The sequence below is a fragment of the Pseudomonas sp. IT-P44 genome (assembly GCF_949768225.1).
Taxonomy (GTDB): domain Bacteria; phylum Pseudomonadota; class Gammaproteobacteria; order Pseudomonadales; family Pseudomonadaceae; genus Aquipseudomonas; species Aquipseudomonas migulae.
In genome coordinates, this window is sequence record NZ_CATKQM010000027.1 from 40,510 (window position 1) to 66,096 (window position 25,587).

The window sequence follows — 25,587 nt, forward strand, 5'->3', positions numbered from 1 at the left end:
GGTTCCTTTAGAGCAGACTTTGCAGCTTGCGATGCAACATCGAAACGTTGCTTCCCTTTGCTACAAACCCTGTAAGGGTCTCTGTAAGAAGGGCCGAGACTTTATCAGCTTCAGCTTTGCTTGGGAAGCCCCCAAACACACAACTTCCAGTTCCGGTGAGTTTTGCTTCGGTAAAATTACCTAACAAATTCAATGCGTTACGTACATCTGGATAACGCCTTGCTACCACCGGTAAGCAGTCATTTCGACTGTTTCCCTTGGGAACGGGGCGCACTTTAATGGGAGAAGAGTTACGTGTCAACAACGGATCTGAAAAAATTTCTGCTGTACTTACAGATACTTGCGGCACAAGCACGAGATACCACGGTTCTTCGGGGTCTACAGGGGTGAGTTTCTCCCCCACACCCTCGGCGAAAGCCGCGTGGCCACGCACGAAAACCGGGACGTCGGCGCCCAGCGTCAAGCCCAGTGCGGCCAGTCGATCCTCATCCCAACCCAGTTGCCAGAGGTGATTGAGCCCAAGCAAAGTCGTCGCGGCATTTGAACTGCCGCCACCGATGCCGCCGCCCATGGGCAGAATTTTTTCGATCCAGATGTCGATGCCGAGCGAACAACCGGATTGCTCCTGAAGTTTTTTTGCCGCTCGAACAATCAGATTGCTGTCGTGCGGTACGCCATCGAATTCGGTGTGCAGTTGAATCACGCCGTCGTCGCGCACGGCGAAAGTGATTTCATCGCCGTAGTCGAGAAACTGAAAAATCGTCTGCAACTCGTGGTAACCGTCTTCACGGCGACCGAGGATGTGCAGCATCAGATTGAGTTTGGCCGGGGAGGGCAGCGTCAAGCGTGGGGTCGTCATGTTCATTGCCCCAGTTTGCGCGGTTGCCATTCCTTGATCACCAGCGTGACATCAAGGTTGGTGCCATGCAGTTTGATCCGCTCGGGCAGCCAAAAGCCGTTTTGCTCGGCGTAACTCAGGTATTCGACTTGCCAGCCATCCTGTTCCAGATTGGCCAGGCGGCTATCGGTGTCCAGGGTCAGGCGGCTCTTGCTGTCCGGCGCCGGGAGCCCGCGGACCCACCACGCCAGATGGGACACCGGCAACTTCCAGCCGAGCTGTTCTTCGAGCAGCACTTCCGGCGTCGGCGCTTCATAGCGCCCCTGATTGGCGACTTCCAGCGAAACCTTTCCGGGGTGTCCGGTCAGGCGTGCGGCGCCGCGACCCAGGGGGCCCGAAAGGCGAATGTCGTAATAGGACTGGCGCTGCAACCAGAACAGCGTGCCGCTGCCCGAGTCTTTTGGTGCGCGAATGCCGATCTTGCCGTTGATCTGCCAGCCGTCGAGGCCGGTCAGTTGTTCTTTGTGAACACGCCACAGGCCGGCGTCGCCCTGGCCCTGTACCGATTCGCGGGCACCGAAGCCCGCGCAACCGGCGAGCAGGGCGATGAAACTGAAAACGATGAAGTGGCGCAAAAACATAAGCTTAAAGAGTCTCTGATCCGGTCAGGCGCTTGATGGTGCCGCGCAGGATTGGGCTGTCGGGTTGTTCCTTGAGGAACTTGCCCCAGATTTGTTTGGCTTCGCGCTGCTTGCCATTGGCCCACAGGACTTCACCGAGGTGAGCGGCCACTTCCTGGTCGGGAAAACGATCCAGTGCCTTGCGCAGCAGTTTTTCCGCTTCGTCGAGATTGCCCATGCGGAAATTCACCCAGCCGAGGCTGTCGAGTACCGCCGGGTCTTCCGGATTGATCTGGTGTGCCTGTTCGATCAGGGCCTTGGCTTCGGCATAACGCGTCGTGCGGTCGGACAAGGTGTAGCCGAGGGCGTTCAGCGCCATGGCGTTGTCCGGATCGCGCTTGATGATCAGCCGCAGGTCTTTTTCCATCTGCGCCAGGTCATTGCGTTTTTCCGCCTGCATGGCGCGGGTGTACAGCAGATTCAGATCGTCCGGGTATTGCTGCAAGGCTTTATGCAGAACATTCCAGGCCTTGTCCCCCTGTTTATTGGCGGACAGGGTTTCGGCTTCGATCAGATACAGCTGAATCGCGTAATCGGGTTGTTCGTCACGCTCGGCCGCCAGGCGGCTTTGCGCTTCGGCGGTCTTGCCGTTGTTCATCAGGATATCGGCCTGACGCAACTGTGCCGGCAGGTAGTCGTTGCCCGGGCCGACCTTGGCGTATTCGATCAGGGCGCCCTGGGGATCGTTGCGCTCTTCAGCGATACGGCCGAGGTTCAGGTGTGCCGAGTCAACGTGGCTTTCACGGGCGATCAGGTCTTCCAGGTAGCCCTTGGCCTCGTCCCAGGCCTTGGCTTCCAGGCACACCAGCGCCAGGGAGTAACGCAATTCGTCGTCTTCGGGGTACTGTTGAACCAGGCTCGAAAACTCGACTTTGGCGTCGTCCATCCGGTCCTGTTCGACCAGCATGCGGGCATACGTCAGGCGCAGGCGTTTGTCGTCCGGGTATTTCTTGATGCTTTTTTGCAGCAGCGGCAACGCTTCATCACCACGATTGAGCGTTTGCAGCAGGCGTGCGCGCAGCAGAATCGGGGCTATTTCGCCGTCATCCGGCGGGTTGTCTTCCAGCAGCGTCAGTGCGCCTTTGCTGTCGCCGTCCTGTTGCATCAACAAGGCCTTGCCGAAAATCAGCTGGCTGTTGTTGGGATGACGCTGCAACAAACGGTCAAAACTTTTCATCAGGCCGTTGCGGGTTTCCTGATCGGTATCGGCCGCAGACAGGGCTAGGAAATCGAAATGCGTGTCGCCCTTGCCTTGCAGGACTTTCTCCATATAGGCCATGGAGTCGTCATAACGCCCGGCGCGCGCCAGTTGCACGGCCGCGGCCCGTTGCGCCTCGAGGTCGTCCGGGGCGTTTTTCGCCCAGATCAGTGCAGTGTCCAGGGCGGCCTGATCGGCGCCCAGGTACTCGGCGATGCGAAACGCCCGTTCGGAGATGCCCGGATCCTGGGTGTTGATGGCCTGGGTCACGTAGTTGTCCAGCGCAATGTCGAAACGATTGCGTTGGCCAGCCAGTTCGGCGCTCAACAGGCTGAAGATGGTTTCTTCGCTGAACGAGCTGTAGACCTTGGGCTTTTCAGGGGCCGGAGTGCTGTCTTCGACCGGCGACGTACCGTCCGACGAAACGGGTGCCAAGGCCTGGCAGCCGCTGAGGAAGACAAAAGCGAGGAGCAACGCGGAAGATCTATTCATATAGGAAGAGGACGACTAACCTGCGGTCAGATCATCATGACACAAGCCTTCGGCCAAACATAACCGGCCGGGCATTTTCCCTGAAGCACGCGACAAACCCTTGTAGGAGCCGGCTTGCTGGCGATGGTCGTGAACGATGGCGCATTTATTCTGGAAAGAATGCGGCGCCTGCAAGTCCATCGCCAGCAAGCCGGCTCCTACAAAGGTTGCGTGGAAGTCGGGTAAACGAGAACCGCTCGCAAATTCGGGCATCGGCTACCAGGTCAATAGAGATCGAGTAGTTGTTCTGAATCTGTCGAAGTAGGACAATTGCCGGCTTCACGTCACCATCAGCGACCTTGAATGGCCTTCCTTGCACTCGGTATTAACCACAAGACTGCTTCAGTAGACGTCCGCGAGCGCGTGGCCTTTACCCCTGAGCAGCTGGTGGAGGCCTTGCAGCAGCTCTGCCGACTCACCGACAGCCGCGAAGCTGCGATCCTCTCCACCTGCAATCGCAGTGAACTCTATATAGAACAGGATCACCTTTCGGCGGACATCGTGCTGCGCTGGCTGGCCGATTATCACCATCTGAGCCTCGACGAGCTGCGCGCGAGCGCTTATGTGCACGAAGATGATGCGGCAGTTCGTCACATGATGCGGGTCGCCTCCGGGCTCGATTCGCTGGTGCTGGGCGAGCCGCAGATCCTCGGCCAGATGAAATCCTGCTACGCCGTGGCCCGCGAGGCCGGCACCATCGGTCCGCTGCTCGGGCGTTTGTTCCAGGCCACGTTCAATGCGGCCAAACAAGTGCGCACCGACACCGCCATCGGCGAGAACCCGGTGTCCGTGGCGTTTGCCGCAGTCAGCCTGGCGAAACAGATTTTCAGCGACCTGCAACGCAGCCAGGCCTTGCTGATCGGCGCCGGCGAGACCATCACCCTGGTCGCCCGCCATCTGCACGAGCTGGGGGTAAAACGCATCGTCGTCGCCAACCGCACCCTGGAACGCGCAAGCATTCTGGCCGAGCAGTTTGGCGCCCATGCCGTGTTGCTCTCGGACATTCCGGCCGAACTGGTGCGCAGCGACATCGTCATCAGTTCCACCGCCAGCCAGTTGCCGATCCTCGGTAAAGGCGCGGTGGAAAGTGCCTTGAAACTGCGCAAGCACAAACCGATCTTCATGGTGGACATCGCCGTACCGCGCGATATCGAGCCTGAAGTCGGCGAGTTGGACGACGTTTACCTTTATAGCGTCGACGATCTCCACGAAGTGGTCGCCGAAAACCTCAAGAGCCGTCAAGGCGCTGCGCAAGCGGCGGAAGAGATGGTTTCGGTCGGCGCCGAAGATTTCATGATCCGTCTGCGCGAACTGGCAGCGGTGGATGTTCTCAAGGCCTATCGCCAACAAAGCGAACGCCTGCGTGACGAAGAATTGCAGAAGGCCCAACGCATGCTGGCCAACGGCAGCAGCGCCGAAGACGTGCTGGTGCAACTGGCGCGTGGCTTGACCAACAAACTCTTGCACGCCCCGAGCGTGCAGTTGAAAAAGCTCTCAGCCGAAGGTCGCCTCGACGCACTGGCCATGGCCCAGGAACTCTTTGCCCTCGGTGAGGGCTCATCGGATAGCTTTTCGGATAAAAAACCGCAATGAAAGCGTCACTGCTCAATAAGCTGGACATCCTCCAGGACCGTTTCGAGGAATTGACCGCCTTGCTTGGCGACGGCGAGGTCATTTCCGACCAGACCAAATTCCGCGCCTATTCCAAGGAATACGCGGAAGTCGAGCCGATTGTCGACGCCTATAAACAGTTGCTCAAAGTACAGAGCGACCTCGAAGGCGCCCAGGCACTGCTCAAGGACAACGACCCGGACATGCGTGAAATGGCCGTGGAAGAAGTCCGCGAAGCCAAAGAGCAATTGATCGAGATCGAAGCCAGCCTGCAACGCATGCTGCTGCCCAAAGACCCGAACGACGGGCGCAACGTGTTCCTTGAAATCCGCGCCGGCACTGGCGGTGACGAGGCGGCGATCTTCTCCGGCGACCTGTTCCGCATGTATTCGCGTTACGCCGAGCGTCGCGGCTGGCGTGTGGAAATCCTCTCGGAAAACGAGGGCGAGCATGGCGGCTATAAAGAAGTCATCGCCCGCGTCGAAGGCGACAACGTCTACGGCAAGCTGAAATTCGAATCCGGCGCGCACCGCGTGCAACGGGTTCCGGCCACTGAATCCCAAGGGCGTATCCACACTTCGGCGTGCACCGTGGCGGTATTGCCCGAGCCGGATGAGCAGGAAGCGATCGAGATCAATCCGGCGGACCTGCGGATCGATACCTACCGTTCTTCCGGTGCCGGTGGCCAGCACGTCAACAAGACGGACTCGGCGATCCGCATCACGCACTTGCCGTCCGGTATCGTCGTCGAGTGCCAGGAAGAACGTTCCCAGCACAAGAACCGCGCCCGGGCGATGTCCTGGCTGTCGGCCAAGCTCAATGACCAGCAGACCAGCGCTGCGGCGAATGCCATCGCCAGCGAGCGTAAGTTGCTGGTCGGTTCGGGTGATCGCTCCGAGCGCATCCGCACCTACAACTTTGCCCAGGGCCGGGTCACCGACCACCGGGTCAACCTGACGCTGTATTCCCTCGACGAAATTCTCGCGGGCGGTGTCGATGCGGTGATCGAACCGTTGCTGGCCGAGTACCAGGCCGACCAATTGGCAGCGATAGGTGACTAAATGACGATCATTGCCAGTTTGTTGCGCGCCGCTGATTTACCCGACTCGCCGACGGCGCGTCTGGATGCCGAATTGCTGCTGGCGGCGGCGTTGGGCAAGTCCCGCAGTTTTCTGCACACCTGGCCGGAGCGCATCGTTCCAAGCGACGCCGCGCTGAAGTTTGCCGAGTACCTGCAACGCCGTCGTGGCGGTGAGCCGGTGGCTTACATTCTGGGCCAGCAAGGTTTCTGGAAGCTGGATCTGGAAGTTGCGCCACACACCTTGATCCCGCGCCCGGACACCGAATTGCTGGTGGAGGCCGCGCTGGAATTGTTGCCCGCCACGCCCGCGAAGGTACTCGATCTCGGCACCGGCAGCGGCGCCATTGCGTTGGCCCTGGCCAGCGAGCGTCCGGCGTGGAGCGTCACCGCTGTGGATCGTGTACTCGAAGCCGTGGCTTTGGCCGAGCGCAATCGTCAGCGTTTGCACCTGAACAACGCCACCGTGCTGAGCAGTCATTGGTTCAGCGCCCTGGAAGGTCAGCGTTTTCAACTGATCATCAGCAACCCGCCGTACATTGCATCCGCCGATCCGCATCTGGTGGAAGGCGATGTGCGCTTCGAACCGGCCAGTGCCTTGGTGGCTGGAGTCGACGGGCTCGACGATCTGCGTTTGATCGTCGCCCAGGCCCCGGATTATCTGGAAGCGGGCGGCTGGCTGATGCTCGAACACGGTTATGATCAAGCCGAAGCCGTGCGCGATTTGTTGCAGACACGCGGCTTTGAAGAAGTCCACAGCCGCACCGATCTGGGCGGTCACCAACGGATCAGCCTGGGGCGCCTGCCGTGCTGAATGATCAGGAATTGTTGCGTTACAGTCGGCAGATTCTGTTGCAGCACGTCGACATCGACGGCCAGTTGCGATTGAAAGAAAGCCGCGTGTTGATCATCGGTCTCGGCGGCCTCGGTTCGCCGGTTGCGCTGTATCTCGCCGCCGCGGGCGTCGGTGAGCTGCATCTGGCGGACTTCGACACCGTCGACCTGACCAACCTGCAACGCCAGATCATTCACGACACCGACAGCGTCGGCCAGACCAAGGTCGATTCGGCGATCCGCCGCCTGAGCGCGATCAACCCCGAGATCAAGCTGGTCGCCCATCGTGCCGCGCTGGACGAAGATTCCCTGGCCGCTGTGGTGGCCACTGTGGACCTGGTCCTCGACTGTTCCGACAATTTTTCCACCCGCGAAGCGGTCAACGCTGCGTGCGTGGCGGCCGGCAAGCCGTTGGTCAGCGGCGCAGCGATTCGTCTTGAAGGGCAATTGTCGGTGTTCGACCCGCGCCGTCCGGACAGTCCGTGCTACCACTGTTTATACGGGCACGGCAGCGAAGCTGAATTGACGTGCAGTGAAGCGGGCGTCGTCGGTCCTTTGGTGGGACTGGTCGGCAGCCTTCAGGCGCTGGAAGCCATGAAACTGTTGGCCGGTTTCGGCGAACCGCTGGTAGGGCGCCTGTTGTTGATCGATGCCTTGGGTTCGCGCTTCCGTGAATTGCGCGTCAAGCGTGATCCGGGCTGCAGCGTCTGTGGGCCGAAACATGCGTGAAGCGCCCATTGGCGTGTTCGACTCCGGGGTCGGTGGGCTGTCGGTGCTGGCCGAGGTCCAGCGTTTGCTGCCCAACGAGTCTCTGCTGTACGTCGCCGATTGCGGCAATATTCCCTACGGCGAGAAAACCCCGGAATTCATTCGCCATCGTTGCAGCGTGATGGCCGAATTTTTTCAGCAGCAAGGCGCCAAGGCCCTGGTGCTGGCCTGCAACACGGCGACGGTGGCCGGTGTTGCCGATTTGCGGCGCGACTTCCCCGAGTGGCCCATCGTCGGCATGGAGCCTGCGGTCAAACCGGCCGCCGCCGCGACCCGCAGCGGCGTGGTCGGTGTCCTCGCCACCACGGGCACCTTGCAGAGCGCCAAGTTCGCTGCGTTGCTCGACCGTTTCGCCACCGATGTGCAGGTGATCACCCAACCGTGCCCGGGGCTGGTGGAGCTGATTGAAAACGGCGATCTGCACAGTCCCGCCCTGCGTGAGTTGCTGGCCCGCTATGTCGGGCCGCTGCTCGCCGCGGGCTGCGACACGATAATTCTCGGCTGCACGCATTACCCCTTCCTAAAGCCGTTGCTTAAGCAGATGATCCCCGAGGACATCAGCCTGATCGATACCGGCGCCGCCGTCGCGCGACAACTTCAGCGGCTGTTGGCCGAGCGTGAATTGCTGGCTGAGGGTCCAGTTCGTGCAGCGCAATTCTGGACGAGTGCCGATCCGGAACATTTCAGAAATATCTTGCCGATACTGTGGAATACCGCTGGCGTTGTGCAAAGCTTCAATAGGTAGTTTGGGGAAACGGGTAATTGGGGTGAACTTCTGATTAAGCGTCGGCTTCTATTGCGGTAAGCAACAAAAAAACCATACGAAATCGTACGGAAAAGGATGTTTCTATGAAGCGACTATTCTGCTTGGCCGCGATTGCGGCCGCATTGATGGGGCAAAGTTATACCGCACAGGCGGCAGGCGTGGAGTTCGGGGTCGGCCAGACCAGCGATTCGACCATGACCTATCGTTTGGGCATGCAATTCGATTGGGACAAGAGCTGGTTGCAAAGTGACGTCGGTCGTTTGACCGGTTACTGGAGTGGTGCCTACACCTATTGGGAAGGCGACAAGACTTCCAGCAACCACAGCCTGTCTTTCTCGCCGGTGCTTGTTTATGAGTTTGCCGGTCAGAACGTCAAACCTTATCTAGAGCTCGGGGTTGGCGTGGCGGCGTTCTCGAATACCGAACTTGAAGGCAACGAACTGGGCAGTGCCTTTCAGTTCGAAGACCGTTTCGGCTTCGGTCTGCGTTTTGCGGGCGGGCATGAAGTCGGGATTCGTGCGACGCACTATTCCAATGCGGGGCTCAGCAGCCCGAACGATGGTGTAGAAAGTTACGCGCTGCACTACACGATGCCGTTGTAAGGTCAAAAGCTTCGCGGGCAAGTCGGATCGCCGCACCGCTCGCTCCTACAGGTTTCATGTCGTATTCACCGTTACGACATATCGCAAAACCTGTAGGAGCGAGGCTTGCCCGCGAAGGCGTCAGATCAGGCAACACATTTCTAACATCGATACGCCGTGCTAATCCCCTGGCGTTCTTCGACGCACTCCGGTGCGCCCATCTCGAACTCCCGGCAGATCAGCGGGCGTTTTTCGTAGATCGTGCACATCATCGTGTTGCGATCCAGCGCGGCGCACCAGCCGTCGTCCAGGCGCAGCATGACTTCCCCGCCCCAATCATCGGTATCGATAAAACGTTCGGGCACGCCCGTGTCGGTGATCAGCATCACTTCGAGCTGGCAGCAGCAGGCCGCGCAGGTCGAGCACGTGACCGCAGGCTCGGCAATTTGCGTGTGGGGAATGGTTTTCATGGCACGCAGTGTAAGTCAGTCGGTCGGTGCTGTGTGAAAGGCCGGACGGACGCTCAGTCGTGGGTGTCGGACGACGCCAGGCGCCGGGCCATGAAATGCAGCGTGGGAAACAGCAGCGCCCAGAGTAATCCGATGCCGATCAGCGTCGGTAATTGGCCGTAAGGGAATTGCACCCCGGCCAGTTGTCCTCCCGCGTAATACGACAACGGCCCACCCACGGCGCCCAGCAAGCAGCCCAGCCACCAGGGCGTTGCGCTCCATTGCAGGCAATGGCGCAACGTCGTGGCCAGCAACGCCCACAACAGCATCAGCCATAGCGGAATCAGCGGCGCGACATCGTTGAACTCGAACACCCCCAGCCAGCGCAATGAGCTGTCGACGGTCGTGCCCAGCAGCACAACGCTGAGAATCAGCCGGCCTTCGTCCGCCCAACGACTTATCCACAGCAGATGAATCACCAAAGCGCCCAGCGCCACCAATAACCACAGACTGTTGCCGCCGATCACGCAGGCAAGCCAGCCGAGCTGGAACAGCACGGCGTTGGCCTGGCGTTCAAGCATCGAAACGGCCGAGCAGCGGCGCGGTGATCGCCGAAGGTTTGGCCAGCAGCAACTGTGCGGTGCCGATGGTGCGCTCCAGGAAACCACCTTCGCAGTAGCACAGGTAAAACTCCCACAGCCGCAGGAAATAATCGTCGTAGCCCAATTCGCTCAAGCGGCCTTGGGCGCGGCGAAAATTCTCATGCCACAGGCGCAAGGTTCGCGCGTAGTGCAGGCCGAAATCCTCCATGTGCAGCAAATTCATGTCGGTGTCGCGGCTGACGATCTCGAGCATTTTCTGCACACAGGGCAGGGCGCCGCCGGGGAAGATGTAGCGCTGAATGAAGTCGACACTGCCCTTGGCCTGCTCGTAGCGCTGTTCGCGGATGGTGATCGCCTGCAACAGCATCAAACCATTGCTCTTGAGCAAGTGCGCACACTGCTTGAAGTAGGTCGGCAGAAAGCGATGGCCCACGGCTTCGATCATTTCGATCGACACCAGTTTGTCGTACTGCCCGGTGAGGTCGCGGTAATCCTTGAGCAACAACGTGACCTGGTCTTGCAACCCGAGGGTTTCGATCCGTTGCGCGGTAAACGCGTACTGCTCCCTGGACAGCGTGGTGGTGGTGACTTTGCAGCCATAATTCTGCGCCGCGTACAGCGCCATGCTGCCCCAGCCGGTGCCGATTTCCAGCAGATGATCGCTGGGTTTGAGGTCGAGTTTCTGGCAGATCCGCTCCAGTTTGTTCAGCTGCGCCTGTTCCAGACTGTCCTCGGGACTTAGAAATTGTGCGGCCGAATACATCATGGTCGGGTCGAGAAACTGTTCGAACAGGTCGTTGCCCAGATCGTAGTGAGCGGCGATGTTTTTCTGCGAACCCTTGCGTGTATTGCGGTTGAGCCAATGCAGGCCTTGAACGAAGGGCCGGCCGAGTTTCGCCAGGCCACCTTCCAGCGAATCAAGTACTTCAAGGTTACTGACGAACACGCGAACCACCGCCGTCAGGTCCGGCGAGCTCCAGTAACCGTGGATAAATGCCTCGCCCGCGCCGATCGAACCGTTACTCGCCACCAACCCCCAAGCCGCTGCGTCGAGGATGTGGATTTCCCCCTGCAAATGACTGCCAGCGGTGCCGAAGACCTGCCGCTCGCCATCCTCGATCACCAGCAGTTGCCCGTGCTTGAGGTGCGCCAGTTGCCGCAGCACACCGCGACGCAGCAACGTCCCGGTCAAGCCGTTAGTGCTGAGTAGAGTGGCTTTGGCCGAGACGCTAGAGGATTTCATGGCGGCGATCCTTGGGCGGAACGGTGGCGGTTTGAAAGCTGCCGTCGGCAGCTTGATGAGCAAATATCGGCGCGCGTTTGAGCAGCAGGCGCAGGGCTTGCCAATAAATCGCCAGGCAGGTTTTTGCGGTCATCCACGGAAAGCGCCGCAGGTATCGGTGCAGGCTGGCGCGACTCAGGGCTTCGCGTTTCAGGTTGAGCGTGGCGTCGAACAGCTTCAGTTCGCCCTGCCAGTCGGCCATGTGCACGCCGAGTTTTTTCGCGACAGGGCTGAAGCTCATACGGTGTTCGAGATCGCGTGGCAGAAACGGCGACACATGAAAGGCCTTGGCCACGGCGAAATGCTGATGGAAATCGCGCAGGTCATCCGGCGTCCTGGCCGGCAACACGTAGTGATAACGCTCGCGCCACGGGGTATTGGTGACTTCGGCAACGATTGCCGCCAGTTGGCCGTCGGCTTCGTAACAATAAAAAAAGCTCACCGGGTTGAACGCCAGGCCCCAACTGCGAGGCTGGGTCAGCAGGCAGACCGAACCTTGTGGCGCATGACCAATGGCCTGGCGGACCTGTTCGCGCACCGCATCGATCAGGCGCATGCCATTGCCGGTGAAGGCTTTGAGGTAGTCGCTTTCGCGAAACGAAAACGGCGAGAAGCGGCGGTTGCCCGACAGCGGCGATAACCCGAGTACGGCGTCCTGTTCATCGAGATCGAGGTACAGCAGGCCGATCCGGTAACGGAATTCATGGCGCCTTGGGGCAAACCGCCGATGGGCGATCCAGCCGCTGTAGAACGCGCTGTTCACAGCACTTCCCCGAACGAGCGGGCCACGCGCAACGCGCTGACCACGCCATCTTCATGGAAACCGTTGGCCCAGTAGGCGCCGCAATAAAAGCTGTGTTGCGCGCCGTTCAATTCTTCCCAGCGCTCCTGCGCCGCCACCGCCGCCAGGCTGTATTGAGGATGGGCGTAGGTGAATCGGCCGAGCACCATGGCCGGGCTGATGCCGGCGCTCTGGTTGAGGCTGACGCAAAACGTGGTGTCGCTCTGGATGCCTTGCAGGATGTTCATGTCGTAGGTGACCGCCGCCAGCGTATGGCCGGCGCCACCGAGGCGGTAATTCCAGCTGGCCCGGGCGAGGGTGCGCGAAGGCAGCAGGCGCGTGTCGGTGTGCAGCACCACTTCGTTGTCGGCGTAGGGCAGGGCACCGAGGATCGACTGTTCGGCATCGCTCGGTTTGGCCAGCAGTTTCAGCGCCTGATCGCTGTGGCAGGCGAACACCACTTTGTCGAAGCGTTCGCTGCCGGCGCTGCTGTGGATCACGACGCCATCGGCATCGCGCTCGACCTGCATCACGGGGCAGTTGAGGCGGATTTTCCGGTTAAAGGTTGCGGTCAAGGGTGCGATGTAAGCACTCGAGCCGCCCTCGATCACACGCCATTGCGGGCGATTGTTGACCGACAGCAAACCGTGATTCTTGAAAAACCGCACAAAGAATTGCAGCGGAAAATTCAGCATGTCGGCCATCGGCATCGACCAGATCGCCGCGCCCATCGGCACGATGTAATGCAGGATGAACCGCTCGCCGTAACGGCCGGCCTTGAGGTATTCGTCGAGCGTGGTGTGCGCCGCGATCCGGCCCTCGGACAGGTCGAGCCGGGCGCGTTTGTTGAAGCGCACAATGTCGCGCAGCATGCCCCAGAACCCCGGTGACAGCAGGTTGCGGCGCTGGGCGAACAGGCTGTTGAGGTTGTTGCCGTTGTACTCCAGGCCGCTGTCCGGATCGGTGACCGAAAAACTCATCTCGGTTGCTTTGAAACCCACGCCGATCTGACCCAGCAAGCGAATGAAGTTCGGGTAGGTCCAGTCGTTGAACACGATGAAACCGGTGTCCACGGCGTGAAGCTCGCCATCGACTTTCACGTCCACGGTGTGGGTATGGCCACCGACCCGGTCATCGGCCTCGAACAGGGTGATCTCGTGGCGGCGATTCAGCAGGTAAGCACTGGTCAGCCCCGAGATGCCGCTGCCGATGATGGCGATGTTCACGGCACGTCCTTGATCGGCGGACTGCTGCGGACCATGCGTTTGCCGATGGCGAGCTTCACCCGGTTGGGCATTTTCGACAGCGGCCAGAGCGCCGCCATGAACAGCGCCGGGAACGCGATCTCCAGTGGCCGATGCTTCAGTTTTTCGAAGATGTGCCGCGCCGCTTTGCCCACCGGCCAACTGAGCGGCATCGGGAAATCGTTCTTCGCCGTCAGCGGAGTCTCGACGAACCCCGGGCTGACTACAGTGACTTCGATGCCTTCGGGCGCCAGGTCAATGCGCAACGATTCGAACAGATAACGCAGCCCGGCCTTCGACGCGCCATACGCCTCCGCCCGTGGCAGCGGCAGGTAAGTCACCGAACTGGCGACGCCCACCAGATGTGGCGCGAGGCCTTTGCGCAACAGCGGCAGGGCGGCTTCGATGCAGTAACTGCTGGCCAGCAGATTGGTGCGCACCACGTGCTCGACGAGCGACGAATCGAACTGCTGAACGTCGACGTATTCGCAGGTGCCAGCATTGAGAATCACCGTATCCAGCGAGCCCCAGTCATGCGCGATCTGCTCGCCGATTTCGCGTACGGTCTGGCTGTTGGTCAGGTCTCCCGCCACCACCAGCACTTGCCCGGGATAGCGTTGCGACAAGACTTTCATCGGCGCCAGCGAACGTGAACTGACCGCCAGATGGGCGCCGGTTTTCAGAATCTCCTCGGCCAGCGCGGCGCCAATGCCACTGCTGGCGCCAGTCAGCCAATATCGTCGTGGAGGTGTAAGGCTCATCCCATTCTCCTTTTCAACCAGGCGATAGCCCGGCCCAATACGGGTACGTGTTCGTAAAGCAGCGCCCCGGCATCGAAGTAATCCCGGTGGCGATAAACCTTGTCACGCCAGAGCAGGTGCGAGCAGCCGTCCACCCGAATCAAGCGCCCGCCGGCCAGGTGTGGATGGCGGTAGCTCATGACCCAGCGCAGATAACCTTCGCCTTCGCCGATCTGGTCGAAGCCGTGAAAATCGAAGCGCAGTTCGCTGACGTTGGCATAGAGTTCGCTGAAATAGCTGCGCAAATGCGCGAGGCCCTGTACTTCGTGCAGCGGATCGGTGAAGTGCACGTCGTCGGCGTACAGCTCATTCAGGCGCTGCAGGTTGTCTTTGTTCAGCTCGGCAAACTGCCAGGCGAAGCGGCGCAGGAAATCACTCATAACCGCCTCCCGCGTTCTGTCGCGACGGCAGGTTTTTGAACGCCGCCAGTGCGCGTGTACGGGATGTACTTAGATTGACGATCGGCGACGGATAACCTGCCACGCCAAACAACCCGCCGAGGTTCGCCGGGTTGTGCACGTCTTTCTTGTTCAGCCCGGCCAGCTCCGGCAACCAGTGCTTGATGAACAGGCCTTCGCTGTCGAATTTTTCCGATTGGCTGAGCGGGTTGAAAATCCGGAAGTAGGGCGCCGAATCGGTGCCGGTGGATGAGCTCCATTGCCAGCCGCCGTTATTCGCCGCGAGATCGCCATCGATCAGGTGCCGCATGAAAAAACGTTCGCCTTCACGCCAGTCGATCAGCAGGTTTTTGGTGAGGAACATCGCCACCACCATGCGCAAGCGGTTGTGCATCCAGCCGGTTTCAAGCAGTTGGCGCATCGCTGCGTCAATGATCGGCAGACCGGTGCGCGCTTCTTGCCAGGCTGCCAGTTCGTCGGGGGCATCGCGCCAGGCCAGGGCTTCGGTTTCCGGGCGGAAGGCGCGGTGACGGGAGACGCGCGGGTAGCCCACCAGAATGTGTTTGTAGAACTCGCGCCACAGCAATTCGTTGATCCAGGTGACGGCGCCGACTTTGCCGCTTTCGAACTCGCCCTGATTGCTTTGCAGGGCAGCATGCAAGCACTGGCGCGGGGAAATGACGCCGGCCGCCAGGTAAGCCGAGAGCTGACTGGTGCCGGGTTTGGCCGGGAAGTCACGTTCACTTTTGTAGTAGTCGATCTGCGCATCGGCGAAGGTGTCCAGACGGCGTCGGGCTTCGGCTTCACCGGCGGGCCAGAGATTGCGCAAGGTGTCGCTGGGCGTGTCGAAGCCTGCAACGCTTGAAGGGATTTCATCGCTGTCGATGTTCAGCTTCGATTGCACCGCTGGCGCCCTGACGAGACTCGGCAATGAACGGTGCAGACGGTCGTAGCAGACTTTGCGGAACTGACTGAAGACCTGGAAATAGGTGCCGGTCTTGGTCAGCACGGTGCCGGGGCTGAACAGCAACTGATCGAGGTAGCTATAAAAGTCGACGCCTATGGTTTTCAGTGCTTCGGCCACCGCCGCATCACGACGGCTTTCGTGAATGCCGTATTCCTCGTTGACGTGCACCGCGTCGATCTTCAACTGCTGGCACAGGTCGAGCAGAACCTTCGGCGCTTCATCCCAGCGAGAGGCCGTGCGAATCAGCAACGGGATGTTCAACTCGCCGAGTGCGTGGCTCAGTTCACGGAGGTTGCGCAGCCAGAAATCCACTTTGCACGGCGCGTCGTCATGCTCGCGCCATTGTTCCGGGCTCAACAGGTACACCGCCACGCTCGGCCCCCGGGAAGCGGCGGCCGAGAGGGCGGTGTTGTCATGTAGACGCAAGTCGCTGCGCAGCCAGATCAATTGCATGGTGGTGTCCGTACGATTCATTTAAATAAGCCCGCGCTGTACCAGGTCCTGATGCGCCGATAACGGATCTTCGGCCAGGAACAATTCAGCAATCTCTGTGGTTTTTACGGACAACTCGGCGTGGTGGATGCATACCGTTGGTCCGGCAATCATTTTTGGGCAACTGACACCGTTGAAAAGTTTCGGCAGCTGCGCAAGGTTCATGGCTTTGCTGGAATACAGCAGTACGCCGCGGGCTTGCAGGTGATCGACCGCCAGTGCGAGCTCACCCGCCGGCAACGGCCAGTCGAACACTTCCACCGGGCAATCGGCGCTGCTGATCAACCACGCGGTGAGCCACAGATGCGGTTCCAGCGGCAGGTCGGAGTGATTGATCAACAGCAGCGGTGCGGTGCGCAGTTGACGGTTGTTATGGTAGATGCGCGCGCCGAATTTGCTGCGTAACCAGGAGTGAAAAAACACGCGCTCCATCTGCGCGCCAAACTGGCCTTGCCAGCGTTGTTCAAGTTCGGCCAGCAACGGCATCAACAGTTGTTCGCACAAAGTCCGCGGCGGGTACAACGCAATCGCCTGGTTGACGGTGTCATCGAGGGTGCGTTCGTTGAGCCGAGTGACTGCTTGCAGCAGCGTGTTGCACAGCACCTTCCAATCGTTTTCGATCGATTCGCCAAAGGCTTGCGGGGTGTCGAGCAGTTGCTTGACCTGGCTGACGGCCACGCCGCGATTGAGCCAGGTGAGGATTGTCAGGATGCGTTGTACGTGTTCGGCGCTGAACAGCCGATGCCCTTTGGGCGTGCGTTGCGGCACGATCAAACCGTAACGCCGTTCCCAGGCGCGCAAGGTGACGGCGTTGACGCCGGTCTGCCGGGCCACTTCACGAATTGGCAGCCAGCCTTCATCGAGGGCTTTCTTGAAGTCGGCGCCGAGGTCTTCGCGGGCACTGGTGTCGAGTGGGATTTTCATCAGATCGCGTTTCGCAGGCTGAGGTTTTCCGGGTGCGGTTGCAGGTAAACCTGTTGCGCAATGTACGGATCCGGGTGTTGGCGAAAGTGATGTTTGAGCAGCGTCAGCGGCACCACCAACGGCACGATGCCGTGGCGGTACTGGCCGATGACGTGTTGCACTTCCTGTTTGTCTTCAGTGCTGATGACCTGCTTGAGGTAACCACTGATGTGTTGCAGGACGTTGGTGTGGGTGCGGCGCGTGGCGCACTTTTTCAAGGCTGCCATCAGTTCGCTGAAATAGCGTGGGCCGAGTTCTTTCGGGTCGATCCGGCCCATGTTGCCCAGCAGATTGCCCAGGGTTTTGTACTGCACCGGGTTGTGGGCCATCAGCAGGTATTTGTAGCGCGAGTGAAATTCGGTCAATCCGCGACGAGTCAGGCCTGCTTGCAGCAACTGTTGCCAGGCGCTGTAAGCGAACACGCGGGTGAGAAAATTTTCCCGCAGCACCGGGTCGTTGAGCCGGCCGTCTTCTTCCACCGGCAGGTCCGGGTGCAGCGCACAGAAAGCCTGGGCATAGATACCACGGCCACCGCCGTCTACCGGTGCACCGTTGGTGTGGTAGACCTTGACCCGATCCAGTCCGCATGACGGCGATTTCTGCATGAAGATGTAGCCGCAGACATCGTCCAACTCGGCGGCCATCTTCCGGGCGTAATCGGCCAGCGGCCGGGTGACATTCAGTTCGGGGTGAACAGTGCCGATGGCTTCGGGGCGTTCAGCGTCGCCGACCAGTCGAATGGGCTGGCGAGGAATGCCCAGGCCGATGGCGACTTCCGGGCACACCGGGACGAAATCGAAATACTCGGTGAGGGTGCGGCTGCACAGCCGCGATTCCTTGTGCCCGCCATTGAAACGCACCTCGGCGCCCATCAGGCAGGCGCTGATGGCGATTTTCGGTTTCGCGCTGGCGTGGAGCATCGGAGCACCTCGAATCCAAACCTGTACAGGATTTAATTTCTGTACAACATGTGTTTCATCATAGATTCAAAGGTGTACAAGTCAAATTGTTTGTATAAGTATTTGGCGTGCTGTAGGAGCTGGCTTGCTGCGGGCGGCGTTCCGGCGATGAACGATGATGGGGGTTTACCTGCTAAACCGTGGCGCCTGCATCGCCAGCAAGCCGGCTCCTACAGGATCTAGTTCCAGCCCAGCATCCAGGCGTTGCTGTTTTTCAGGGTTTGCCAGCTCAGGCGTTGATTGCGCTTGGTCAGCACTGCCTGCAATTCGACGTCCAGCACCGTGCCTTCCTCGTCGCGGAACAGCTCGATGACCAGAAAATGTTTTTCGCGGTTTTGCGGGTGGGCTGCTGTCCATTTCGACAGCAGCAATTTGCTTGGGTTGATGCGGTTCACTGCAGGTGTTCGTGCAGGCGGCGGGCGGCTTCCTGACCGCTGAGCCAGGCACCTTCGACACGACCGGACAGGCACCAGTCGCCACACGCGTAAAGACCCAGGTCGGCATCGGCCAGCGTGCCCCATTCATGGCTGCTGGCGGGGCGGGCGTAGAGCCAGCGGTGCGCGAGGCTGAAGCTCGGCGCAGGCATGGCGCTGTGGAGCAGTTCGGCGAACGCGCCGTGCAGTTGCTCGATCACGGCTTCCTTGGACAGGTCGATATGTTGCCGGCTCCAGGTGCTGGTCGCGTGCAATACCCAGGTGTCCTTGGTGTTGTCGCGCCCCGGTTTGCTGCGGTTGCGCGCCAGCCAGTCGAGTGGGCTGTCTTGCACGAAGCAGCCTTCCATGGGTGTATCCAGCGGAGTATCGAAGGCCAGTGCGACGGCCCAGGTCGGGTCCATTTTGACCCCGGCGGCGGCGCCTGCGAGTTTCGGCGCGGAGGCCAGCAAGGCGGTCGCTTGCGGTGCTGGCGTGGCGACGATCACGTGACTGAACGGGCCATGAGTGAACCCTTCGGCATCCTGCAGATGCCAGTGTTCTTCACCGCGATAGACCTCGGTAATGCGGCAGGCAAAATGCACTTCCAGATCGCCAATCAGGCCACGGGTGATGGCGCTCATGCGTGGCGTGCCGACCCAGCGCGTCTGCTCGTCCGGCGACAGGTTGAGCTGGCCACCGTGGTAGGTATAAAGCTGCGGCGCCCATTCGGCGACCCAGCCTTTGGCTTGCCAACGCTGGACTTCAGTGACAAAGCGGCGATCACGTGCAGTGAAATATTGCGCGCCCATGTCCAGCGCACCCGCATCGCTGCGCTTGCTCGACATGCGTCCGCCACTGCCGCGGCTTTTATCGAAAAGTTGAACGACATGCCCTGCGTCCGTAAGGGCCTGGGCGGCTGAGAGTCCGGCAATGCCGGTGCCGATGATTGCGATAGGTACAGTCATAGGGGCCTCGTTTACCTTTCTGTACAGACTACGCCGTGGTTGAAACCTGTACAATATTGTTTTTCGGTATAACTTTTAGCGTTCTCGTTCTGACAGCTTGGCCTATTGTTAAACACAGACCCTGCCCGATATCAAAGATCCCTGCTTATAAAAATAGACTAGTGATCAGGGTAAAACGCCACGCGAGGAAGAAGTCATGCACATATTGCTGACCGGCGGTACTGGTTTGATAGGACGTCAGCTCTGCCGCCACTGGTTGAGCCAGGGACATCGTCTGAGCGTCTGGAGCCGGACGCCGGCCAAAGTCGCGAAAGTCTGTGGCGCCCAGGTGCGCGCGGTGGCCCGACTCGAGGACCTCGGTCAGGAACCGGTGGATGCGATTATCAACCTCGCGGGCGCGCCAATTGCCGACCGGCTCTGGACCCACCGACGTAAAGCCTTGCTGTGGAGCAGTCGCATCACCCTGACGGAAACCTTGCTGGCGTGGCTCGAAAACCGTGAACAGAAACCGCAGGTGTTGATTTCGGGCTCTGCCATTGGCTGGTATGGCGACGGGGGCGAACGGGAGTTGACTGAGCATTCCCCTCCGGTGATCGATGATTTTGCCAGTCAGTTGTGCATTGCCTGGGAAGAAACCGCTCAGCGTGCCGAAGCCTTGGGCATTCGCGTGATCTTCGTTCGCACCGGCTTGGTGCTGTCGGCCGAGGGCGGCTTTTTGTCGCGGCTGTTGCTGCCGTTCAAACTGGGGCTGGGCGGGCCTTTGGGCACTGGTCGGCAGTGGATGCCGTGGATCCATATCAATGATCAAATCGCCCTGATTGATTTTCTTCTGCATCAGAAAAACGCCAGCGGTCCTTATAATGCCTGCGCGCCCAAACCGGTGCGCAATCGCGAATTTGCCAAGACGCTGGGCAGCGTGCTGCATCGCCCGGCGTTCATGCCCATGCCGGCCCTGGCATTGAAGGTGGGCCTGGGCGAGTTGTCATTGCTGTTGCTGGGTGGCCAGAAGGCTGTCCCGGCGCGCTTGCTGGAAGCGGGCTTCACCTTCCAGTTCACTGACCTGCGTGCGGCTCTGGACGACTTGTCCAGCCGCCTCTGAAATAGGACGTTGCATGACCGATCACGCGTTGCTTCTGGTCAACCTGGGTTCACCTGCCTCCACCTCGGTGGCGGATGTGCGCAGCTACCTCAATCAATTTCTGATGGACCCGTATGTGATCGACCTGCCATGGCCGGTGCGCCGTTTGCTGGTCTCGCTGATTCTGATCAGACGCCCGGAGCAGTCGGCCCACGCCTACGCCTCGATCTGGTGGGAGGAGGGCTCGCCACTGGTGGTGCTCAGCCGCCGCTTGCAACAGGCCATGAGTGCACAGTGGAGCCACGGGCCGGTGGAGCTGGCGATGCGTTATGGCGAGCCGTCGATTGAGTCGAAACTGCTGCAACTCGCCGCCCAGGGCCACAAGCGAATTACTCTCGCGCCGCTTTATCCGCAGTTCGCCGACAGCACCGTGACCACGGTGATCGAGGAAGCCAAGCGGGTGGTGAGCGAGCACAAACTCAATGTGCAGTTCTCGATACTCGAGCCGTTCTACGATCAGCCGGAATACATCGATGCCCTGGTGGCCAGCGCCAAACCGCATCTGGAGCAGGACTTCGATCATCTGTTGCTGAGCTTCCATGGCTTGCCGGAGCGGCATCTGAAGAAGCTCAACCCGGGGCACAGTTTTGAAGGTGGCGGCGATTGCTGCGCCGGTGCGCCACCGGAAGTTGTCGCGACCTGTTATCGCGGCCAGTGCCTGCGCACCGCAGCGGAATTCGCCAAGCGCATGGGTTTGCCGGACGGCAAATGGTCGGTGTCGTTTCAGTCGCGGCTGGGTCGGGCGAAATGGATCGAACCCTACACCGAAGCGCGCCTTGATGAGTTGGCGGGAATGGGCGTGAGAAAGGTGCTGGTGATGTGCCCGGCGTTCGTTGCCGATTGCATCGAGACGCTGGAAGAAATCGGTGATCGCGGGAAAGAACAGTTCCGCGAAGCGGGAGGGGAGGAGTTGGTGCTGGTGCCGTGCCTCAACGATGATCCGCAGTGGGCGAAGGCGTTGAACGCATTGTGCGAAAGAGCGCCGCTGGCGCTTTAAAAGCTTCGCGGGCAAGCCTCGCTCCTACAGGTTTTGAGTCGTTCCACGATGATGGGATCGACTCAAAACCTGTAGGAGCGAGGCTTGCCCGCGAAGGCGATCTAAAGGCTGGTTTACAACAAAGGCTCATCCGCCTTCTTGTGCTTCCAGCTGTCATTCCCCGGCAGCAACAGGTTCAGCGCAATCGCCACCACCGCGCACAGCGCGATGCCTTTGAGGCCGAAGTCGTCCGGGCCGGTGCCGGTGCCGACCAGCACGCCGCCAATCCCGAACACCAGCGTGACCGAAACGATCACCAGGTTGCGCGCCTCGCCCAGGTCGATCTTGTGGCGAATCAGCGTGTTCATCCCCACCGCCGCAATCGAACCGAACAACAGGCACAGAATCCCGCCCATTACCGGCACCGGAATGCTTTGCAGCAACGCGCCGAACTTGCCGATGAACGCCAGGCTGATGGCGAAGATCGCCGCCCAGGTCATGATTTTCGGGTTGTAGTTCTTGGTCAGCATCACCGCGCCGGTCACTTCGGCGTACGTGGTGTTGGGCGGGCCGCCGAACAGGCCGGCTGCGGTAGTGGCAATGCCGTCGCCGAGCAGCGTGCGGTGCAGGCCTGGCTTCTTCAGGTAGTCACGGCCGGTCACGCTGCCCACGGCGATCACGCCGCCGATATGTTCGATGGCCGGGGCCAATGCCACCGGAACGATGAACAGAATCGCCTGCCAGTTGAATTCCGGCGCAGTGAAGTTCGGGATCGCGAACCACGGTGCAGCGGCAATCTTCGCGGTATCAACCACGCCGAAATAGAACGCCATCGCAAAACCGACCAGCACGCCGGAGATGATCGGTACCAGGCGGAAAATGCCTTTGCCGAACACCGCGACGATCAGCGTGGTCAGCAGTGCCGGCATCGAGATCAGCATGGCTGTCTGGTAGTGAATCAGCTCACTACCGTCGCCAGCCTTGCCCATCGCCATGTTGGCGGCGATTGGCGCCATGGCCAGGCCGATGGAAATGATCACCGGACCAATCACCACCGGTGGCAGCAAACGGTCGATGAAACCGGTGCCTTTGATCTTCACGGCGAGGCCGAGGAAGGTGTAGACAAAACCCGCCGCCATCACGCCGCCCATGGTCGCCGCGAGGCCGAACTGGCCTTTGGCGAGAATGATCGGGGTGATGAAGGCGAAGCTCGACGCCAGGAATACCGGCACCTGACGCCCGGTGACGATCTGGAACAGAATCGTCCCCAAACCGGCGGTGAACAGCGCCACGTTCGGGTCGAGGCCGGTAATCAGCGGCATCAATACCAGCGCGCCAAAGGCCACGAACAGCATCTGCGCACCCGACAGCACCGTGCGCCAGAGCGGATCGTTGAACTCTTGCTGCATGCTCAAGCGTCCTTCTGCTTGGTGCCGAAGATCTTGTCGCCGGCATCGCCCAGGCCCGGGATGATGTAACCGTGTTCGTTGAGTTTCTCGTCAATGGAAGCGGTGTAGATGGTCACGTCCGGGTGAGCCTTCTCCACAGCGGCGATGCCTTCCGGCGCGGCGACCAGCACCATGGCGCGGATGTCGCGGCAACCGGCTTTTTTCAGCAGGTCGATGGTGGCAACCATGGAACTGCCGGTGGCGAGCATCGGGTCGATGATCATTGCCAGGCGTTCGTTGATTTCCGGAACCAGTTTTTCCAGATAAGTGTGGGCTTGCAGCGTCTGTTCGTTGCGGGCCACGCCCACGGCGCTGACTTTGGCGCCCGGGATCAGGCTCAGCACGCCTTCAAGCATGCCGATGCCGGCGCGCAGGATCGGCACCACGGTAATTTTCTTGCCGGCGATTTTCTCGACCGACACGGTGCCGCACCAGCCTTCGATGTCGTAGGATTCCAGCGGCAGGTCTTTGGTGGCTTCATAGGTCAAAAGGGCACCGACTTCCTGAGCGAGCTCGCGGAAATTCTTGGTGCTGATGTCTGCGCGGCGCATCAGGCCGAGTTTGTGACGGATCAGCGGATGGCGGATCTCGAGGATGGGCATGGGAAAGGCTCCGGCGGCGGGCAAAAAAACCGGCCTAGATTAATCTATCCGAGGGTGTTGTCCTATAGACAATAGAGTACGTTAGTCCACAAACGCTTGATCTGGCCGTGCGGGATGCGTACCTTTGCCCGCTTTTCCTGAATGCCACCCCTTGGAGAGCGCCATGTCCGCTGATCTCGAGCATATCCGTCAAATCATGCGAGAGGCTGACTGCCTGTACACCGAAGCTGAAGTCGAGGCGGCCATCGCCCGCGTTGGTGCACATATCAACGAACAAATGGCTGACACTAACCCGGTGGTGTTCTGCGTGATGAACGGCGGCCTGATCTTCGCCGGCAAGCTGCTCACCCATCTGCAATTCCCGCTGGAAGCGTCCTACCTGCACGCCACCCGTTATCGCAACGAAACCAGCGGCGGCGACCTGTTCTGGAAAGCCAAGCCTGAAGTGTCGTTTATCGACCGTGACGTGCTGATCATCGACGACATCCTCGATGAAGGTCACACCCTGGGCGCGATCATCGACTTCTGCAAACACGCCGGCGCGCGCAAAGTGCACACCGCCGTGCTGATCGACAAGGACCACGACCGCAAGGCTCGTCCGGACCTGAAAGCCGATTTCGTCGGTTTGCCGTGCATCGACCGCTACATCTTCGGTTACGGCATGGACTACAAAGGCTACTGGCGTAACGCCAACGGGATTTTTGCCGTTAAAGGGATGTAAACACATGGCAGCGCCGAGCTTTCTTGATCAAACCCTGTTCACTGAGCTGGCCGAGAAAGCAGCGGCCAATCCGCGCGGGCGCCAGCACCACAACTTTCATCAGATGGAAGACGCTTGCCATCGCATGGCGGTGGGTTTGCAGCCGGGCACGTACATCCCGCCTCATCGGCATCTGGGGGAGAACAAGGCTGAAACCTTGCTGGTCCTCAAGGGACGGCTTGGCGTGTTGATCTTCGACGAGTCCGGCACGGTGGTACGCAAGCAAGTGCTGCAGGCCGCTGGCGACTGCGTCGGCGTGGACCTGCCAACCGGTGTGTTTCATGGCCTGGTGGTGCTGGAAGCCGACAGCCTGATGTTCGAGTGCAAGGCTGGTCCTTATCGTCCTGTGGGCGAAGGTGAACTGGCTGATTGGGCGCCGCGTGAAGGCGAGCCGGGCGTGGCCGAGTATCAGGCCTGGATGCGCGCACAGTTCGATTGATATACACCCCCCACTGTAGGAGCGAGTGGTGCGGCAGTCCGACTTGCCCGCGAAGGCGGTGTGTCAGTCGATAACTAAGGGACTGACACACCGCCTTCGCGGGCAAGCCACGCTCCTACAGGGACGGTGTGCAGCCATGATAAAGTGCCCGGCCCCGCCTTTCGGAGCCCGTCATGAGCCTTTTGATCCGCAGCTGCGCCGCCCTGTTGCTGACCCTCAGCCTGCCGCTGGCCGCCGCGCCGGCCCTGATGCACGGGCAGTTTCTGCCGCCTGACGACCTGACTCTGCGTGATGCCGAACCGGAGCAGCAACAATTGCTGCAGGTCACCGAGTATTCGGTGGTGGTCGGCAGCCAACGGCAGTCCACCCAACAGCCGATCCCGGTAACGTCACCGCTGCTGATCCGCCTCAAGGGCAAATCCCTGAACAAGGGCGCGACCATCAATCAGGTGCTGGTCAACTTCGATGGCGAAAGCAAAAGCCTGAAAAAGCCGATCTACGACGACAAGAGCAAAACCCTGACGCTGTTTTACCCGATGGCGCAATACCGCGTGGTGATCGACTTGCTGCGCAATGACACGGTGTATTGCCAGTTCCTCAGCTACGCCAACGGTCATGTCTGGGCCGATCTGCACACCGGGGCCGTTCGTCCGCGTTGAGCCCGGCGGCCAGTGAGGGGTAAACTGCCCGCCCCGTGAAATGTCTGCGAGCTGGAGTCGGCAATGCGTAAAGATAAGAAACAAGTGATTGGTGACGAGATCGGCGACGAGCAGATCAAGTTGTTTCTCGATTTCGAACCGGTCGACGCCACTTCGCCGTCCCTGCACAAACTGATCAAGGCCTACCGTGGCCTGCGTATCGACGACTTCGAGCGTTTTCTGACGTTCTTCGTCGAGGCCGGTTTTGATCTGGACGGCAAGGACGAGCACGGCAATGACTTCGTCGCGTTGATCAAGGATCAGCGCAACGCACCGGACTACATCGAACTGATCGAAAAAGCCCGCGGCTAAACCCGCTTTTGTAG

General features: G+C 60.1%; 29 protein-coding genes. 12 read left to right on the forward strand and 17 right to left on the reverse strand.

Going from position 1 to position 25,587, the window contains the following annotated elements:
- Window positions 1-7 precede the first annotated feature (7 nt).
- From ispE to ACM6IO_RS16105, 3 genes are read right to left on the reverse strand one after another with little or no spacing between them, the layout of a single operon-like run.
- Window positions 8-859: a 4-(cytidine 5'-diphospho)-2-C-methyl-D-erythritol kinase gene (ispE, locus tag ACM6IO_RS16095; RefSeq protein WP_032828609.1), complete on the reverse strand. Its 852-nt coding sequence runs from the start codon at window positions 857-859 to the stop codon at window positions 8-10.
- A 2-nt stretch (window positions 860-861) separates the two neighbouring features.
- Window positions 862-1,479 (reverse strand): lipoprotein insertase outer membrane protein LolB, encoded by a 618-nt coding sequence (gene lolB / locus ACM6IO_RS16100; RefSeq protein WP_192228942.1) that lies wholly within the window; start codon window positions 1,477-1,479, stop codon window positions 862-864.
- A gap of 4 nt (window positions 1,480-1,483) precedes the next feature.
- Complete coding sequence (locus tag ACM6IO_RS16105; RefSeq protein ID WP_008025853.1) at window positions 1,484-3,208, reverse strand: tetratricopeptide repeat protein; 1,725 nt, start codon at window positions 3,206-3,208, stop codon at window positions 1,484-1,486.
- A 342-nt stretch (window positions 3,209-3,550) separates the two neighbouring features.
- Between ACM6IO_RS16105 and hemA the strand changes: the two genes are divergently transcribed.
- From hemA to ACM6IO_RS16135, 6 genes are all read left to right on the forward strand, one after another.
- On the forward strand, window positions 3,551-4,840 hold the full coding sequence (hemA, locus tag ACM6IO_RS16110) for a glutamyl-tRNA reductase (protein WP_008025854.1): 1,290 nt from the start codon (window positions 3,551-3,553) through the stop codon (window positions 4,838-4,840).
- The gene (prfA, locus tag ACM6IO_RS16115) at window positions 4,837-5,919 is read left to right on the forward strand and encodes a peptide chain release factor 1 (RefSeq protein ID WP_008025856.1); all 1,083 of its coding nucleotides are present in this window, start codon (window positions 4,837-4,839) and stop codon (window positions 5,917-5,919) included. Before hemA ends, prfA begins: the two co-directional genes overlap by 4 nt.
- Complete coding sequence (prmC, locus tag ACM6IO_RS16120; RefSeq protein WP_008037210.1) at window positions 5,920-6,750, forward strand: peptide chain release factor N(5)-glutamine methyltransferase; 831 nt, start codon at window positions 5,920-5,922, stop codon at window positions 6,748-6,750.
- Window positions 6,744-7,499, forward strand: coding sequence for a molybdopterin-synthase adenylyltransferase MoeB (locus ACM6IO_RS16125; protein WP_008025859.1), 756 nt, complete (start codon window positions 6,744-6,746; stop codon window positions 7,497-7,499). Before prmC ends, ACM6IO_RS16125 begins: the two co-directional genes overlap by 7 nt.
- Window positions 7,492-8,283 (forward strand): glutamate racemase, encoded by a 792-nt coding sequence (murI, locus tag ACM6IO_RS16130; RefSeq protein ID WP_008037212.1) that lies wholly within the window; start codon window positions 7,492-7,494, stop codon window positions 8,281-8,283. The genes ACM6IO_RS16125 and murI overlap by 8 nt, the downstream gene beginning before the upstream one ends.
- 104 nt (window positions 8,284-8,387) lie before the next feature.
- Window positions 8,388-8,906, forward strand: coding sequence for an acyloxyacyl hydrolase (locus ACM6IO_RS16135; RefSeq protein ID WP_192228943.1), 519 nt, complete (start codon window positions 8,388-8,390; stop codon window positions 8,904-8,906).
- 140 nt (window positions 8,907-9,046) lie between these two features.
- Here ACM6IO_RS16135 and ACM6IO_RS16140 read toward each other — a convergent pair whose 3' ends face one another.
- From ACM6IO_RS16140 to ACM6IO_RS16195, 12 genes are all read right to left on the reverse strand, one after another.
- Window positions 9,047-9,355 (reverse strand): YkgJ family cysteine cluster protein, encoded by a 309-nt coding sequence (locus ACM6IO_RS16140; RefSeq protein ID WP_414911832.1) that lies wholly within the window; start codon window positions 9,353-9,355, stop codon window positions 9,047-9,049.
- Between the two features lie 53 nt (window positions 9,356-9,408).
- The gene (locus ACM6IO_RS16145) at window positions 9,409-9,915 is read right to left on the reverse strand and encodes a DUF2878 domain-containing protein (protein ID WP_192228944.1); all 507 of its coding nucleotides are present in this window, start codon (window positions 9,913-9,915) and stop codon (window positions 9,409-9,411) included.
- Window positions 9,908-11,179 carry a class I SAM-dependent methyltransferase gene (locus ACM6IO_RS16150; protein ID WP_414911833.1) on the reverse strand — a complete coding sequence of 424 codons (1,272 nt, stop codon included), beginning with the start codon at window positions 11,177-11,179 and terminating at the stop codon, window positions 9,908-9,910. The genes ACM6IO_RS16145 and ACM6IO_RS16150 overlap by 8 nt, the downstream gene beginning before the upstream one ends.
- Window positions 11,166-11,981: a DUF1365 domain-containing protein gene (locus ACM6IO_RS16155; protein WP_414911834.1), complete on the reverse strand. Its 816-nt coding sequence runs from the start codon at window positions 11,979-11,981 to the stop codon at window positions 11,166-11,168. Before ACM6IO_RS16155 ends, ACM6IO_RS16150 begins: the two co-directional genes overlap by 14 nt.
- Window positions 11,978-13,225 (reverse strand): NAD(P)/FAD-dependent oxidoreductase, encoded by a 1,248-nt coding sequence (locus tag ACM6IO_RS16160; RefSeq protein ID WP_414911835.1) that lies wholly within the window; start codon window positions 13,223-13,225, stop codon window positions 11,978-11,980. Before ACM6IO_RS16160 ends, ACM6IO_RS16155 begins: the two co-directional genes overlap by 4 nt.
- Window positions 13,222-14,004 (reverse strand): SDR family NAD(P)-dependent oxidoreductase, encoded by a 783-nt coding sequence (locus ACM6IO_RS16165; RefSeq protein ID WP_008037218.1) that lies wholly within the window; start codon window positions 14,002-14,004, stop codon window positions 13,222-13,224. Before ACM6IO_RS16165 ends, ACM6IO_RS16160 begins: the two co-directional genes overlap by 4 nt.
- On the reverse strand, window positions 14,001-14,423 hold the full coding sequence (locus tag ACM6IO_RS16170) for a nuclear transport factor 2 family protein (RefSeq protein ID WP_223436752.1): 423 nt from the start codon (window positions 14,421-14,423) through the stop codon (window positions 14,001-14,003). Before ACM6IO_RS16170 ends, ACM6IO_RS16165 begins: the two co-directional genes overlap by 4 nt.
- A complete protein-coding gene (gene phrB, locus ACM6IO_RS16175; protein WP_414911839.1) occupies window positions 14,416-15,861 on the reverse strand; it encodes a deoxyribodipyrimidine photo-lyase in 1,446 nt (481 codons plus the stop codon). Before phrB ends, ACM6IO_RS16170 begins: the two co-directional genes overlap by 8 nt.
- A 21-nt stretch (window positions 15,862-15,882) precedes the next feature.
- Window positions 15,883-16,824, reverse strand: coding sequence for a MerR family transcriptional regulator (locus ACM6IO_RS16180; protein WP_414911836.1), 942 nt, complete (start codon window positions 16,822-16,824; stop codon window positions 15,883-15,885).
- Window positions 16,824-17,783 carry a YbgA family protein gene (locus tag ACM6IO_RS16185; RefSeq protein ID WP_192228950.1) on the reverse strand — a complete coding sequence of 320 codons (960 nt, stop codon included), beginning with the start codon at window positions 17,781-17,783 and terminating at the stop codon, window positions 16,824-16,826. Before ACM6IO_RS16185 ends, ACM6IO_RS16180 begins: the two co-directional genes overlap by 1 nt.
- Before the next feature lie 218 nt (window positions 17,784-18,001).
- A complete protein-coding gene (locus ACM6IO_RS16190; RefSeq protein ID WP_414911837.1) occupies window positions 18,002-18,217 on the reverse strand; it encodes a TIGR02450 family Trp-rich protein in 216 nt (71 codons plus the stop codon).
- On the reverse strand, window positions 18,214-19,200 hold the full coding sequence (locus ACM6IO_RS16195) for an NAD(P)/FAD-dependent oxidoreductase (protein WP_008037229.1): 987 nt from the start codon (window positions 19,198-19,200) through the stop codon (window positions 18,214-18,216). The genes ACM6IO_RS16190 and ACM6IO_RS16195 overlap by 4 nt, the downstream gene beginning before the upstream one ends.
- Before the next feature lie 196 nt (window positions 19,201-19,396).
- Here ACM6IO_RS16195 and ACM6IO_RS16200 point away from each other — a divergent pair, with 196 nt between their 5' ends.
- Both ACM6IO_RS16200 and hemH read left to right on the forward strand, forming a co-directional pair.
- Entirely contained in the window at window positions 19,397-20,299 is a 903-nt protein-coding gene (locus tag ACM6IO_RS16200; RefSeq protein ID WP_192228952.1) for a TIGR01777 family oxidoreductase, read from the forward strand.
- Between the two features lie 13 nt (window positions 20,300-20,312).
- The gene (gene hemH / locus ACM6IO_RS16205; protein ID WP_207286094.1) at window positions 20,313-21,335 is read left to right on the forward strand and encodes a ferrochelatase; all 1,023 of its coding nucleotides are present in this window, start codon (window positions 20,313-20,315) and stop codon (window positions 21,333-21,335) included.
- Window positions 21,336-21,448: 113 nt separating this feature from the next.
- Here hemH and ACM6IO_RS16210 read toward each other — a convergent pair whose 3' ends face one another.
- Entirely contained in the window at window positions 21,449-22,723 is a 1,275-nt protein-coding gene (locus tag ACM6IO_RS16210) for a uracil-xanthine permease family protein (protein ID WP_008025891.1), read from the reverse strand.
- Between the two features lie 2 nt (window positions 22,724-22,725).
- Window positions 22,726-23,364 carry a uracil phosphoribosyltransferase gene (gene upp, locus ACM6IO_RS16215; protein ID WP_008025893.1) on the reverse strand — a complete coding sequence of 213 codons (639 nt, stop codon included), beginning with the start codon at window positions 23,362-23,364 and terminating at the stop codon, window positions 22,726-22,728.
- Window positions 23,365-23,527: 163 nt separating this feature from the next.
- Between upp and ACM6IO_RS16220 the strand changes: the two genes are divergently transcribed.
- The 4 genes from ACM6IO_RS16220 to ACM6IO_RS16235 all read left to right on the forward strand — a co-directional run bounded on the left by ACM6IO_RS16220 (window position 23,528) and on the right by ACM6IO_RS16235 (window position 25,573).
- On the forward strand, window positions 23,528-24,085 hold the full coding sequence (locus tag ACM6IO_RS16220; protein ID WP_008025895.1) for a hypoxanthine-guanine phosphoribosyltransferase: 558 nt from the start codon (window positions 23,528-23,530) through the stop codon (window positions 24,083-24,085).
- A gap of 4 nt (window positions 24,086-24,089) precedes the next feature.
- Window positions 24,090-24,563: a WbuC family cupin fold metalloprotein gene (locus ACM6IO_RS16225; protein WP_223555170.1), complete on the forward strand. Its 474-nt coding sequence runs from the start codon at window positions 24,090-24,092 to the stop codon at window positions 24,561-24,563.
- 173 nt (window positions 24,564-24,736) lie between these two features.
- The gene (locus ACM6IO_RS16230) at window positions 24,737-25,222 is read left to right on the forward strand and encodes a hypothetical protein (protein WP_008025899.1); all 486 of its coding nucleotides are present in this window, start codon (window positions 24,737-24,739) and stop codon (window positions 25,220-25,222) included.
- Between the two features lie 63 nt (window positions 25,223-25,285).
- Entirely contained in the window at window positions 25,286-25,573 is a 288-nt protein-coding gene (locus tag ACM6IO_RS16235; protein ID WP_008037237.1) for a PA4642 family protein, read from the forward strand.
- The last annotated feature ends 14 nt before the right edge of the window (window positions 25,574-25,587 follow it).

Bases quoted from the DNA above. Each gene is read 5' to 3' on its own strand.
- ACM6IO_RS16180 (WP_414911836.1), bottom strand. From the start codon at position 16,824: ATGAAAATCCCACTCGACACCAGTGCCCGCGAAGACCTCGGCGCCGAC.
- ACM6IO_RS16220 (WP_008025895.1), top strand. From the start codon at position 23,528: ATGTCCGCTGATCTCGAGCATATCCGTCAAATCATGCGAGAGGCTGAC.
- ACM6IO_RS16230 (WP_008025899.1), top strand. From the start codon at position 24,737: ATGAGCCTTTTGATCCGCAGCTGCGCCGCCCTGTTGCTGACCCTCAGC.
- prmC (WP_008037210.1), top strand. From the start codon at position 5,920: ATGACGATCATTGCCAGTTTGTTGCGCGCCGCTGATTTACCCGACTCG.
- hemA (WP_008025854.1), top strand. From the start codon at position 3,551: ATGGCCTTCCTTGCACTCGGTATTAACCACAAGACTGCTTCAGTAGAC.
- ACM6IO_RS16140 (WP_414911832.1), bottom strand. From the start codon at position 9,355: ATGAAAACCATTCCCCACACGCAAATTGCCGAGCCTGCGGTCACGTGC.
- ACM6IO_RS16225 (WP_223555170.1), top strand. From the start codon at position 24,090: ATGGCAGCGCCGAGCTTTCTTGATCAAACCCTGTTCACTGAGCTGGCC.
- ACM6IO_RS16235 (WP_008037237.1), top strand. From the start codon at position 25,286: ATGCGTAAAGATAAGAAACAAGTGATTGGTGACGAGATCGGCGACGAG.
- ACM6IO_RS16105 (WP_008025853.1), bottom strand. From the start codon at position 3,208: ATGAATAGATCTTCCGCGTTGCTCCTCGCTTTTGTCTTCCTCAGCGGC.
- ACM6IO_RS16135 (WP_192228943.1), top strand. From the start codon at position 8,388: ATGAAGCGACTATTCTGCTTGGCCGCGATTGCGGCCGCATTGATGGGG.
- ACM6IO_RS16170 (WP_223436752.1), bottom strand. From the start codon at position 14,423: ATGAGTGATTTCCTGCGCCGCTTCGCCTGGCAGTTTGCCGAGCTGAAC.
- hemH (WP_207286094.1), top strand. From the start codon at position 20,313: ATGACCGATCACGCGTTGCTTCTGGTCAACCTGGGTTCACCTGCCTCC.
- phrB (WP_414911839.1), bottom strand. From the start codon at position 15,861: ATGCAATTGATCTGGCTGCGCAGCGACTTGCGTCTACATGACAACACC.
- murI (WP_008037212.1), top strand. From the start codon at position 7,492: ATGCGTGAAGCGCCCATTGGCGTGTTCGACTCCGGGGTCGGTGGGCTG.
- ACM6IO_RS16150 (WP_414911833.1), bottom strand. From the start codon at position 11,179: ATGAAATCCTCTAGCGTCTCGGCCAAAGCCACTCTACTCAGCACTAAC.
- ispE (WP_032828609.1), bottom strand. From the start codon at position 859: ATGACGACCCCACGCTTGACGCTGCCCTCCCCGGCCAAACTCAATCTG.
- ACM6IO_RS16210 (WP_008025891.1), bottom strand. From the start codon at position 22,723: ATGCAGCAAGAGTTCAACGATCCGCTCTGGCGCACGGTGCTGTCGGGT.
- ACM6IO_RS16145 (WP_192228944.1), bottom strand. From the start codon at position 9,915: ATGCTTGAACGCCAGGCCAACGCCGTGCTGTTCCAGCTCGGCTGGCTT.
- ACM6IO_RS16165 (WP_008037218.1), bottom strand. From the start codon at position 14,004: ATGAGCCTTACACCTCCACGACGATATTGGCTGACTGGCGCCAGCAGT.
- ACM6IO_RS16185 (WP_192228950.1), bottom strand. From the start codon at position 17,783: ATGCTCCACGCCAGCGCGAAACCGAAAATCGCCATCAGCGCCTGCCTG.
- upp (WP_008025893.1), bottom strand. From the start codon at position 23,364: ATGCCCATCCTCGAGATCCGCCATCCGCTGATCCGTCACAAACTCGGC.
- lolB (WP_192228942.1), bottom strand. From the start codon at position 1,479: ATGTTTTTGCGCCACTTCATCGTTTTCAGTTTCATCGCCCTGCTCGCC.
- prfA (WP_008025856.1), top strand. From the start codon at position 4,837: ATGAAAGCGTCACTGCTCAATAAGCTGGACATCCTCCAGGACCGTTTC.
- ACM6IO_RS16200 (WP_192228952.1), top strand. From the start codon at position 19,397: ATGCACATATTGCTGACCGGCGGTACTGGTTTGATAGGACGTCAGCTC.
- ACM6IO_RS16195 (WP_008037229.1), bottom strand. From the start codon at position 19,200: ATGACTGTACCTATCGCAATCATCGGCACCGGCATTGCCGGACTCTCA.